We start from the raw sequence: 11,894 nt of genomic DNA, 5'->3' as shown, positions 1-11,894 counted from the left end.
CCTTGCGTGACACACGCGCGGGTGAGTTGCGGCCGCGCCCCGCCCCCCGCAGGATCGCGCACAGGAGGACCGCCATGAAACACCTTGCCCTAGCCCTGATCTTCACCCTGAGCGCCGCCGCCGCCCATGCCGAAAAGGCCATTCTGGCCGGTGGCTGCTTCTGGTGCATCGAGGCCGATTTCGAAACCGTCCCCGGCGTGACGAATGTCGTCTCGGGCTACACCGGCGGCGCCGCCGAAAACCCGACCTACAAGCAGGTCACCGCAGGCGGCACCGGCCATTACGAGGCGGTCGAGATCACCTTCGACCCGGGCCGCATCAGCTATGCCGAGGTGCTGCGTCTGTTCTTCCGCTCGGTCGACCCGACCGACGCGGGCGGGCAGTTCTGCGACCGGGGCGACAGCTACCGCACCGCGATCTTCGCCACCAGCGCCGCCCAGAAGGCCACGGCCGACGCGGCCCGGGCCGAGGCCGCCAAGGCGCTTGGCGCAAAGATCGTGACCCCGGTGCTGAACGCCGGCACCTTCTGGAAGGCCGAGGCCTACCATCAGGATTATTACAAGGGCCAGAACATCGTCCTCACCCGCGCCGGGCCGAAAACCCAGGCCAGCGCCTACAAGTTCTACCGCGACTCCTGCGGCCGCGACGCCAGGGTGCGCAAGCTCTGGGGGGCCGAGGCTCCCTTTGCCGGGCGCTGAACGATTGTCCCGGTTCCGGCAACAGACTTGCCGGAACCCCTGCCCCGTGGTGTAATAGAGGTGTTTTTTATACCGCGATTTTTTTCCATGGGGTCCATGATGAAAAAGACAATCAAGTTCCCGAGATTCGATGCCGAACTGAACACCGATGTCTGCGATGCCTACAACAACGCCGACCTTACCCTGACGATGAAACTGGGGTTCACCCAGATCAACCCGGCCGCAGGGGCCGCGTCAGGAACCTATCACGATTACGGCAAGGTCACGAAACCTACACGAAAAATCGTGAAATGGACCGCCGGAGAGTGGGCGACGTGGAAGGCAAATTTCGTCGCATCGGCCCAAGCCTTCTGGAACGGCAGGTTCTGGCTGATCAACGATGCCGGGTCGTTCCTGCAGACCGTCGGCACCCAGACCTATGTCCCAAACATCTTCTGCAAGGTGAAGGTGACCGCCCACGATGGAGCGGCGGCGGGGAATCACCACAAGATCGACGTGGTTCGACTTGACTCCACCGAGACGTGGTTCGGATCCCATTCCACGCTGTATGACAGTCTTGACACAAAAAGCGTCTCGAAGGGCACCGACACTGCCGGCAATCCGATCATGCAGCGCGCCCATGTCCACGAGTTCGGGCACCTGCTCGGCCTTGGCCATGTCGACGAAGGCAAGGCGCATTGCCCGACCACGGGCAACACCAATGCCAGTGCGTGCTATGGCGTGGCGGATGACGACAAGAACTCGGTGATGGGGTCGGGCATGACACGCAGGCTTGAACATGCCGAGCCGTGGCGCACCGTGATCCGGTCTTTCGCGGTGGAAGAGGTGCTGCTGCTGAAGAAGCCGGCCAAGAGCCTCTATCTGCCGTTCCACCTGATGCTGCTCGCGCCCGTGACCGTGTTTGCCACCTGGCCCGCCAAGGACAAGCGGCATTACCCGCGCACCCCCGAGGAGGCGAAGGCCGGCACCCTGATCACCACCCGCCCGGTGCGACCGGCATGACCCGTTCCGGCAACCCGCGCCGCTCCGGGGCGATGATGGTCGCTGCCACGCTGGCCCTGCTTTGCGGTCTGCCCGCGCTGGCCGAAACCGCCACACCGCCACTTTCAAAGGAATGTCAGATGGACGCCCTTCACCGCTCGGCCTGCATTTTCGAGCTTATCCTCGACGATCTGAAGGCCACCTTTCCCTTGACCGGCGGCGGCGGGATCTCGGCGATCAAGCAGGATTCGACGACCTCCTTCACCGCCTCGATCTCGCAGGAAGAAGGGGTCCACCACGTCACCTACGAAATCGCCATTGCCGAGGACGGCAAGGTTTCGATCGCGAACAAGGTCGAGAAATAGCGCCGACCCGCAGCGGGCCGGCGTAGTGCTGCATGAGTCTCGCGGCCGCGGCTCTCGGGCGCGCTGCCCCGGCCCGGCCTTGCAGGCCGTGAGTTCGGCGCTGAAAACGGTCCACCGGACCGTTTTCCGGGCGCGCCTCACCCCACCTTGCAGGCGGCCATCACTGCCATGTTCAGGATGTCGTTGACGGTCGAGTTGCTGGAACAGATCTGGATCGGTTTCTTGACCCCGGTCAGGATCGGCCCGATCACCGTCGCCCCGGCCATTTCCTGCAACAGCTTGACCGAGATCGAGGCAGAATGCCGGGCCGGCACCACCAGGATGTTGGCGGGCCCCGTCAGGCGGCAGAACGGATACTGCGACATCACCGCCGGGTTCAGCGCGACATCCACCGTCATCTCGCCCTCATACTCGAAATCGACCTTCATGCGGTCCAGCACCTTTGCCGCCTTGTGCATCTTGGTCGCGCGCTCCGACACCGGATAGCCGAAGGTCGAGAACGACACGAACGCCACCCGCGGCTCCAGCCCCAGATTGCGCGCCACCCCCGCCGACTTGACCGCGATGTTGGCCAGATCCTCGGGTTCCGGCCATTCCTGCACCAGCGTGTCGGCAATCAGCACGATCCGGCCCTTGTGCAGCAGCGCCGTGACACCCACCGCCCCGTCCTCTGCCCTGGCATCGAAGACGTGGTTGATCAGTTGAAGCACATGCGAAGACTTGCGCGTGGCCCCGGTCACCAGCCCGTCGCCGTGGCCATGCGCCAGCATCAGCGCCGAGAACACATGCCGGTCGCGCGCCGCCAGCCGGTGGATGTCGTGACCGTCGAACCCGCCGCGCTGCAGGCGGTGATACAGGAACTCCTTGTAGGTATCCAGATGCCGGGTGTTGGCGGCGTTCACCACCTCCAGCTCGCGGAAGGCATCGTGCAGCCCCGCCGCCTCCAGCTTTTCGCGCACATCGGCCTCGCGCCCCACCACCAGCGCCCGGCCAAGCCCGGCCCGCTGATAGGCGACCGCCGCGCGCAGGATGCGCGGGTCGTCGCCCTCGGCAAAGATCATCCGCGCCTGCGCGGCCTTGGCGCGGGCGTGGATGCCCTGCAGGATGCTGGCCGTCGGATCCATCCGCGACTTCAGGCCAAGCTCATAGCCTTGCAGGTCGATGATCGGGCGGCGCGCCACGCCGGTATCCATCCCGGCCTTGGCCACGGCCGGCGGGACGACATAGATCAGCCGCGGGTCGAACGGCGTCGGGATGATGTAGTCGCGCCCGAACGACAGCTTGCGCCCGTAGGCCATGGCGACCTCGTCGGGCACATCCTCGCGCGCGAGCGCCGCCAGCGCCTTGGCACAGGCAATCTTCATCTCGTCGTTGATCGCGCGGGCGTGGATGTCCAGCGCGCCACGGAACAGGTAGGGAAAGCCGAGGACGTTGTTCACCTGGTTGGGGTAATCGCTGCGCCCGGTCGCCACGATGGCGTCGGGGCGCACGGCATGGGCCTCTTCGGGGGTTATTTCGGGGTCGGGGTTCGCCATGGCGAAGATCACCGGGTTCTCGGCCATGCTTTTCACCATCGCCTGCGTCACCGCCCCCTTGGCCGAAACACCGAGGAACACGTCGGCCCCCGCCATCGCCTCCTCCAGCGTGCGCAGGTCGGTGCGCGCGGCATGGGCCGACTTCCACTGGTTCATGCCCTCGGTGCGGCCCTGATAAATGACGCCTTTGGTATCGCACATGATGCAGTTGTCGTGCTTGGCGCCCATCGCCTTCATCAGCTCCAGACAGGCGATCCCCGCCGCCCCGGCCCCGTTCAGCACGATCCGCACGTCACCGATCTTCTTGCCGGTGATTTCCAGCGCGTTGATCAGCCCCGCCACGCAGATCACCGCGGTGCCGTGCTGGTCGTCGTGGAACACCGGAATGTCCATGATTTCCTTCAGCCGCTGCTCGATGATGAAACACTCGGGCGCCTTGATGTCCTCGAGGTTGATGCCGCCGAAGGTCGGCCCCATCAGACTGACCGCCTTGATGATTTCCTCGGGGTCTTCGGTGTCCAGCTCGATGTCGATGGCATTCACGTCGGCAAAGCGCTTGAACAGCACCGCCTTGCCCTCCATCACCGGCTTGGCGGCCAGCGCGCCGAGGTTGCCCATGCCCAGAATGGCGGTGCCGTTGGTGATCACCGCCACCATGTTGCCCTTGACCGTGTAGTCATACGCGGTTTCCGGCATCTCGAAGATCGCCTGCACCGGAACGGCCACGCCGGGGCTGTAGGCCAGGCTCAGGTCGCGCTGCGTCGCCATCGGCGTCGTCGCCACGATCTCGTATTTGCCGGGCTTCGGTTCCAGGTGGTAGGCAAGCGCCTCTTCCGGGGTGATCTTCGACTTCGTCATCAGGGGGCCATCCTTCATGCAAGCCCCTGCCTCTTATCCCCCCGCGCCACGCCTCACAACGGATTTGCCGCTTTTCCCCCCTGTGACGGTTTTGTAGGGTCGGCGGGCCGGAATTGGGGGGCCAGTGTGACGACCGAAGACAGCGCGACACCGATGATGGCCCAGTATCTGGAGATCAAGGCGCATCACCCCGCCGCGATCCTGTTCTACCGCATGGGCGATTTCTACGAAATGTTCTTCGACGACGCCACGCTGGCCGCCGAGGCGCTGGACATCGCGCTGACCAGGCGCGGCCGCCATCAGGGAAAGGACATCGTGATGTGCGGCGTCCCGGCCGTCGCCGCCGAAGGCTACCTGCTGACGCTGATCCGCAAGGGCTTTCGCGTCGCCATCGCCGAGCAGATGGAAGACCCGGCCGAGGCGAAGAAGCGCGGCTCCAAGTCGGTGGTGCGGCGCGAGGTGGTGCGCCTTGTCACCCCCGGCACCCTGACCGAGGACAGCCTGCTGGAGGCGCGCCGCCACAACTTCCTCGCCGCCTTCGCCGAGGTGCGCGACGAGGCGGCGCTGGCCTGGGCCGACATTTCCACCGGCGAGTTTCGCGTGATGCCCTGCCCGCTGCCGCGCCTTGGCCCCGAGCTTGCCCGCCTTTCCCCACGCGAGGTGCTGGTGGCCGACGGGCGCGAGGCCGACCTGGCCCCGCTGATTGCCGAGGCCGGCGGCGCGCCGACCGCCCTTGCCCGCACCAGCTTCGATTCCACCAACGCCGAAACCCGGCTGCGCGCGCTGTTCGGCGTGGCCTCGCTGGACGCCTTCGGCAGCTTCACCCGTGCCGAGGCCGCCGCGATGGGCGCGCTGGTCGATTATCTCGACCTGACGCAGCGCGGCAAGCTGCCCCTGCTGCGCCCGCCCCAACGCGAAACGCCCGGCGGCACGATGCAGATCGACGCCGCCACCCGCCGCAATCTTGAAATCACCGCCGCGCTCAGCGGCGGCCGCGACGGCTCGCTGCTGGCGGCGATCGACCGCACCACCACCGCCGCCGGCGCCCGCCTGCTGGAACGCCGCCTGTCCAGCCCGTCGCGCGACCTGACCGTGATCGCGGCCCGCCTGCAAACCCTGCGCTTCCTGCTCGACCACAGCCGCCTGCGCGAAGACCTGCGCGCCGACCTGCGCCGCGTGCCCGACATCGACCGCGCCCTGTCGCGGCTGGCACTCGACCGGGGCGGCCCGCGCGATCTCGCGGCAATCCGCGCCGGGTTGACACAAGCCGAGGCCATCGCCGCCCGCCTGCCCGCCGACGCCCCGCCGCTGCTGCGCAATGCCGCCAGCGCGATGCAGGGCCATGCGGCGCTGATCGACCTTCTCGACCGCGCGCTGGTCGCCGAACCGCCGCTGCTGGCCCGCGACGGCGGCTTCATCGCCGAAGCCTATGACTCAGGCCTCGACGAAACCCGCCAGTTGCGCGACGAGGGCCGCGCGGTGATCGCCGCGATGCAGGCCGATTATGCCGCGCAGACCGGAATCCCCGGCCTGAAGATCAAGCACAACAACGTGCTGGGCTACTTCATCGAAACCACCGCCACCCATGCCGAACGGATGCTGGCGCCGCCCTTGTCGGTAACCTTCATCCACCGCCAGACCACGGCAGGTCAGGTGCGCTTCACCACCCTGCCATTGTCCGAAATGGAAACCCGGATTCTCAACGCCGCCAACCACGCGCTCGCGCTGGAAAAACGTCACTACACAGCGCTTCGTGACGCAATCCTCGACCGCGCAGGCCCCATCGGCACTGCCGCCCGCGCGCTGGCCGAGGCCGATCTTGCCGCGGCCTTTGCCGACCTTGCCGCCGCCGAAAACTGGGTCGAACCCCGCATCGACGACAGCCGCGCCTTCGTGGTCGAAGGCGGCCGCCACCCGGTGGTCGAACGCGCCCTGCAGAAATCCGGCACGCAATTCGTCGCGAACGACTGCGCCCTGACCCCCCGCGACGCCCCCGCCATCTGGCTGCTGACCGGCCCGAACATGGCAGGCAAATCCACCTTCCTGCGCCAGAACGCCCTGATCGCGCTGCTGGCCCAGACCGGCAGCTTCGTCCCCGCCACGGCAGCCCACATCGGCCTTGTCAGCCAGCTTTTCAGCCGGGTCGGCGCCTCGGACGACCTCGCGCGCGGCCGCTCGACCTTCATGGTGGAAATGGTCGAAACCGCCGCCATTCTCAACCAGGCCGACGACCGCGCGCTGGTGATCCTCGACGAGATCGGTCGCGGCACCGCCACCTACGACGGCCTCTCCATCGCATGGGCGACACTGGAACACCTGCACGACGCCATCCGCTGCCGCGCCCTGTTCGCCACCCATTACCACGAGATGACCGCGCTTTCCGCCAAGCTGACCGGCGTCGAGAACGCGACCGTCACCGTCAAGGAATGGCACGGCGACGTGATCTTCCTGCACGAGGTCCGCAGGGGCGCCGCCGACCGCAGCTACGGCGTGCAGGTCGCCCGCCTCGCGGGCCTGCCCGCCTCGGTGATCGACCGCGCCAAGGTGGTGCTGGAAGCCCTGGAAGCCGGCGACCGGCAGGGCGGCAGCCGCAGGCAGACCCTGATCGACGACCTGCCCCTGTTCCGCGCCGCCCCGCCCCCGGCCCCGCAGCCCGCCGTCACCCCCGACCTGGAGCGCCGCCTGACCGAGATCCACCCAGACGAACTGACGCCGATGCAGGCTTTGTCACTGCTTTACGAGTTGCGCGCCATCGCGACCCGCAAACCGTGACCATGCGTCATTCACCTTGCCCAAGTATCCTCGGGGGTAGGGGGGCAGACAGCCCCCCGGCCTGTCCGCCATCCTACCCCTGGGTATTGGACGAAACACCCACCTGCGCCGGGCGCAGCAGGCGGTCGTGCAGCACGAAGCCCTCGGTCATCACCTGGATGATCTGCCCGGCCTTGGTGCCCGGCAGCGGTGCCTCGAACATCGCCTGATGCTGCTGCGGGTCGAAGGCATCGCCGATCTGCGGCGCGACCGTCGTTACGCCGTGCTTGGCAAGCACTTGCCGCAATTCGCGGAGCGTCAGTTCGACCCCTTCGATCAGCGCGCCGGCCGCGGTGCGCTGCTCATCGCTCGACACCGCCAGCGCCCGCGTCAGGTTGTCATAGACCGGCAGCATGTCGCGCAGAAGCTTCGAGCCGCCATACTGCTCGGCCTCGCGCCGGTCGCGTTCGCCGCGCTTGCGGGCGTTCTCGGCATCGGCCAGCGCCCGCATGAAGCGGTCGCGCAGCTCGTCGCGCTCGGCCCGCAGGGCGTCGAGTTCCTCGGCGGCGATGTAATCCTCGATCCCGTCGATCCCGATATCACGCGGTTCAGCCTGATCCTGGGTCATGTGGTCATTCCTCACTTCAAACCTTGGTCATTTCGCACTGCGCCCGGACACCAGCCGACCGACAAGCTGCGCGGTATAGTCGACGATCGGGACGATGCGGCCATAGTTCAACCGCGTCGGGCCAATGACCCCCACCGCACCGATGATCTTCCGATCCGCGTTCATATAGGGAGACACCACCAGAGAGGAACCCGAAAGTGAGAACAACTTGTTCTCCGACCCGATAAATATGCGCACCCCGTCGCCTTCCTCGGTCAGTTCCAGAAATTCCGCAATGTCGCGCGTGCGTTCCAGATCGTCGAACAGGCGGCGGATTCGTTCCACGTCCTGCGCTTCGGTGCCGCCATCGAGCAGATTGGCCCGGCCGCGCACGATCAGCCGCTCCGAAGGCTCGCCCGCATTCTCCCACAATGCCAATCCGCTCTCCACCAGCGCCCGCGCCAGCGAATCGATCTCGCGCCGCCGCCGGAGGATTTCGCCGCCCATCGTCAGGCGCAACTCCGAAAGGGTCTTGCCCTCGGCCAGTGCGTTGAGAAAATTCGCCGCCTCGCGCATCGAGGACGGCGTCTGGCCGGGCGGCGGGCTGAATACCCGGTTTTCCACATGACCATCGGCAAACACCAGCACCACCAGCGCGCGGTCGGGGCCGAGGCTGACGAACTCGATATGCTTGATCGGCGCCTCGTGCTTGGGCGCCAGAACCAGGCTCGCCCCCTTGGTGATGCCCGAAAGCGCCTGCCCCACCTTGTCGAGCAGCGTCGCCACGTCGCGCTCGTTCGAGCCCATGGTGGCGTCGATCTTCTCGCGGTCCTCGTCGGCCAGGGTGCCGACCTCCAGCAGGCCGTCGACGAACAGCCGCAGCCCGGCCTGGGTCGGCACCCGCCCGGCCGAGGTGTGCGGGCTGTCCAGCAGCCCGAGATACTCCAGATCCTGCATCACGTTGCGGATGGTGGCGGCGCTGATCGGCTCTGACATCGACCGTGTCAGGGTGCGCGACCCCACCGGATCGCCCGACGCCAGATAGCCTTCGACCACGCGGCGGAAGACCTCGCGCGAGCGGTCGTTCATTTCGGACAGAAGCTTGGAGGGTTGCGACATCACTCTGCTTTCCAACGGGCGCCGGATACTAAAGACCGCGCCCCGCCGTCGTCAATGTGGGTTGCATCAACCGGGCCGGGATGGGTATCTGACGGCAACCCATGACAAGGATCAAGCGATGCGCCCCTCTGGTAGAAAACTAAGTGAAATGCGCCCGATTACAATGGAGACGGGCGTGATGAAACACGCCGAGGGTTCCTGCCTGATCAAGATGGGCGAAACCCACGTGCTGTGCTCGGCCACCATCGAGGACAAGGCGCCGCCGTTCCTGAAGAATACCGGCCTCGGCTGGGTCACCGCCGAATACGGCATGTTGCCGCGCGCCACCCATTCGCGCAACCGGCGCGAGGCGGCCTCGGGCAAGCAGTCGGGCCGCACGCAGGAGATTCAGCGCCTGATCGGCCGGGCCCTGCGCGCCGGGGTGGACCGCTCCGCCCTGGGCGAACGCCAGATCGTGATCGACTGCGACGTGCTGCAGGCCGATGGCGGCACCCGCTGCGCCTCGATCACCGGCGGCTGGGTCGCCCTGCGCATCGCGGTCAACAAACTGATGAAAACCGGGGCGATCGTCTCCGACCCGATCATCGACCATGTCGCCGCGGTATCCTGCGGCATCTATGCCGGGCAATCGGTGCTGGACCTTGATTATGCCGAGGATTCCACCGCCGGCACCGACGGCAATTTCATCCTGACCGGGCGCGGCCGCCTGATCGAGGTGCAGATGTCTGCCGAGGGCGCCACCTTCTCGCGTGCCGAGATGGGCGAACTGCTCGACCTGTCGGAAGCCGGGGCAGAGGCGCTGGTGGCGGCGCAGAAAGCGGCGACCGCCTGATGCGGCGCTTTGCGGGCGACCGGCTGCTGGTGGCCACCCACAACCGGGGCAAGCTGGAAGAGATGGCAAAGCTGCTGGAACCCTTCGGCATCGCCGTGACATCGGCGGGCGAACTGGGCCTGCCCGAGCCGGAGGAAACCGAGACGACCTTCATCGGCAACGCCCGCATCAAGGCCCATGCGGCGGCGAAAGCCACCGGCCTGCCCGCGCTGGCCGATGATTCCGGCATTTCGATCGACGCGCTCGACGGCGCGCCGGGCGTCTACACCGCCGACTGGGCCGAAACCCCGGCCGGGCGCGACTTCGTGCTGGCGATGACCCGGACATGGGAAAAGCTGGAGGCAGCGAACGCCCCCTACCCCCGCCGCGCGCAGTTCCGCTGCACGCTGGTGCTGGCCTGGCCCGATGGCCATGACGAGGTGTTCGAGGGCGTGATGCCCGGCCAGGTCGTCTGGCCGATGCGCGGCAATCAGGGGCATGGCTATGACCCGATCTTCCAGCCCGACGGGTTTTCTGTAACTTTCGGCGAGATGGACCGCTGGCAGAAGAACCAGATCAGCCACCGGGCCGATGCGTTCCGCAAACTGGTGCAGGGGTGTTTCACATGAAACGGATCTCGACCGGATCGCCGTTCGAGGCGACGATGGGCTACAGCCGCGCCGTGGTGAAGGGCGGCTGGTGCTTCGTCTCGGGCGTCACCGGCTACGACTACGCCACCATGGCGATGCCCGAAGGCGTGGCGGCGCAGGCGGAAAACTGCTTTGCCACCATCCGGGGCGTTCTGGCCGGGGCCGACTTCGAGATGGCGGACATCGTGCGGGTGCAATACACCCTGACCGATGCGGGCCTTGTCGATGCTGTCGTGCCGGTGCTGGGGGCGGAGCTTGGCGAGGTGCGCCCCGCCGCTACCATGGTGATCGCCGGCCTGATCCGGCCCGAGATGCTGATCGAGATCGAGGTCACCGCCTTCAAGGGATAGGATGCTGATGGACGACTGGCGCAACGGCGGCTTCGGGCTTTACCTGCATTGGCCGTTCTGCCAGTCGAAATGCCCCTACTGCGACTTCAACAGCCATGTCGCGGCCCGCATCGACCAGCGCCGCTGGCAGGCCGCCTATCTGGCCGAAATCGACCGGATCGGCGCGGAAACGCAGGGCCGCATGCTGGGTTCGGTGTTTTTCGGCGGCGGAACGCCCTCGCTCATGGAGCCGGCGCTGGTTGCGGCGGTGCTGGAGCGGGTGCGCGCCACCTGGCCGATGGCTAACGACCCCGAAATCACGCTGGAGGCAAACCCGGGGTCGGTGGAAGCCGGGCGCTTCCGGGGCTACCGCGATGCCGGGATAAACCGGATTTCCATGGGTATTCAATCACTTGATGATGCAGATCTTGCCCGCCTCGGGCGGTTGCACAGCGTCGCCGAGGCGCGTGCGGCATTCGACATTGCCCGCAATCTGTTCGACCGGGTCAGCTTCGACCTGATCTATGCCCGGCAGGACCAGACGCTGGCCGCGTGGGAGGCCGAACTGCGCGAGGGGTTGGCGATGGCCGCCGACCATCTGTCGATTTACCAGTTGACCATCGAGGACGGCACGGCCTTCGGTGACCGTTTCGCCCGGGGTGGGCTGCGCGGTCTGCCCGACGATGATCTGGCGGCCGATTTCTACGACCTGACGCATGAGATGACCGAGGCCGCCGGGCTTCCGGCCTATGAGGTGTCGAATCACGCGCGGCCGGGGGCGGAGTCGCGGCACAACCTGACCTATTGGCGGGCGGGCGACTATATCGGCATCGGCCCGGGGGCCCATGGTCGGCTGACGCTGGATGGCCGGCGCCTTGCCACCGAGGCCCCGCGTGCGCCGGGCGACTGGTTGACCCGGGTGGAGGCTGGAACAGCCGGCGAAGGGCCGCGAACAGAGGTGGCGGCGCCGGATCAGGCGCTGGAATACCTGATGATGGCGCTGCGTCTGCGCGAGGGGATCGACCTCGACCGCCATGCACGAATCGGCGGCGTGACAATTGATGCAAGCAAGATCAATGGGTTGCAGGGAATCGGCATGGTAGAGACAGCGGGATCGAGGCTTTGGGCGACCGGGCGGGGGCGGATCGTGCTGAACTCGGTGATTGCCGCACTGGCTGCGGGCTGAGGCG

11 protein-coding genes are annotated in these 11,894 nt (G+C 66.8%); 8 read left to right on the top strand and 3 right to left on the bottom strand.

The features are described 5' to 3' along the window. Positions 1-74 precede the first annotated feature (74 nt). The 3 genes from msrA (at position 75) to RNZ50_21785 (ending at position 2,044) form a co-directional block, all read left to right on the top strand. A complete protein-coding gene (msrA, locus tag RNZ50_21795; protein MDT8857627.1) occupies positions 75-698 on the top strand; it encodes a peptide-methionine (S)-S-oxide reductase MsrA in 624 nt (207 codons plus the stop codon). A gap of 99 nt (positions 699-797) precedes the next feature. After that, positions 798-1,700, top strand: a complete 903-nt coding sequence (locus tag RNZ50_21790; protein MDT8857626.1) for a hypothetical protein — start codon at positions 798-800, stop codon at positions 1,698-1,700. Beyond that, a complete protein-coding gene (locus RNZ50_21785; protein MDT8857625.1) occupies positions 1,697-2,044 on the top strand; it encodes a hypothetical protein in 348 nt (115 codons plus the stop codon). The genes RNZ50_21790 and RNZ50_21785 overlap by 4 nt, the downstream gene beginning before the upstream one ends. A 137-nt stretch (positions 2,045-2,181) precedes the next feature. Here the strand turns inward: RNZ50_21785 and RNZ50_21780 are convergent, their stop codons facing one another. Further along, complete coding sequence (locus RNZ50_21780; protein ID MDT8857624.1) at positions 2,182-4,437, bottom strand: NADP-dependent malic enzyme; 2,256 nt, start codon at positions 4,435-4,437, stop codon at positions 2,182-2,184. 153 nt (positions 4,438-4,590) lie between these two features. Here RNZ50_21780 and mutS point away from each other — a divergent pair, with 153 nt between their 5' ends. Next, on the top strand, positions 4,591-7,209 hold the full coding sequence (gene mutS / locus RNZ50_21775) for a DNA mismatch repair protein MutS (GenBank protein ID MDT8857623.1): 2,619 nt from the start codon (positions 4,591-4,593) through the stop codon (positions 7,207-7,209). 73 nt (positions 7,210-7,282) lie between these two features. Here mutS and RNZ50_21770 read toward each other — a convergent pair whose 3' ends face one another. Both RNZ50_21770 and hrcA read right to left on the bottom strand, forming a co-directional pair. Then, positions 7,283-7,816 carry a nucleotide exchange factor GrpE gene (locus RNZ50_21770; GenBank protein MDT8857622.1) on the bottom strand — a complete coding sequence of 178 codons (534 nt, stop codon included), beginning with the start codon at positions 7,814-7,816 and terminating at the stop codon, positions 7,283-7,285. A gap of 27 nt (positions 7,817-7,843) precedes the next feature. Then, a complete protein-coding gene (gene hrcA, locus RNZ50_21765) occupies positions 7,844-8,914 on the bottom strand; it encodes a heat-inducible transcriptional repressor HrcA (GenBank protein MDT8857621.1) in 1,071 nt (356 codons plus the stop codon). 118 nt (positions 8,915-9,032) lie between these two features. Between hrcA and rph the strand changes: the two genes are divergently transcribed. The 4 genes from rph to hemW are packed head-to-tail and all read left to right on the top strand — an operon-like array spanning position 9,033 to position 11,890. Continuing rightward, a complete protein-coding gene (gene rph, locus RNZ50_21760) occupies positions 9,033-9,746 on the top strand; it encodes a ribonuclease PH (protein ID MDT8857620.1) in 714 nt (237 codons plus the stop codon). Further along, positions 9,743-10,354: an RdgB/HAM1 family non-canonical purine NTP pyrophosphatase gene (gene rdgB / locus RNZ50_21755; protein MDT8857619.1), complete on the top strand. Its 612-nt coding sequence runs from the start codon at positions 9,743-9,745 to the stop codon at positions 10,352-10,354. Before rph ends, rdgB begins: the two co-directional genes overlap by 4 nt. Continuing rightward, complete coding sequence (locus tag RNZ50_21750; protein ID MDT8857618.1) at positions 10,351-10,725, top strand: RidA family protein; 375 nt, start codon at positions 10,351-10,353, stop codon at positions 10,723-10,725. Before rdgB ends, RNZ50_21750 begins: the two co-directional genes overlap by 4 nt. A 7-nt stretch (positions 10,726-10,732) precedes the next feature. After that, positions 10,733-11,890 carry a radical SAM family heme chaperone HemW gene (gene hemW / locus RNZ50_21745; protein MDT8857617.1) on the top strand — a complete coding sequence of 386 codons (1,158 nt, stop codon included), beginning with the start codon at positions 10,733-10,735 and terminating at the stop codon, positions 11,888-11,890. The last annotated feature ends 4 nt before the right edge of the window (positions 11,891-11,894 follow it).

It is taken from the genome of Paracoccaceae bacterium Fryx2 (assembly GCA_032334235.1).
Taxonomy (GTDB): Bacteria; Pseudomonadota; Alphaproteobacteria; order Rhodobacterales; family Rhodobacteraceae; genus JAVSGI01.
This window is presented reverse-complemented; position numbering and strand designations above follow the sequence as displayed.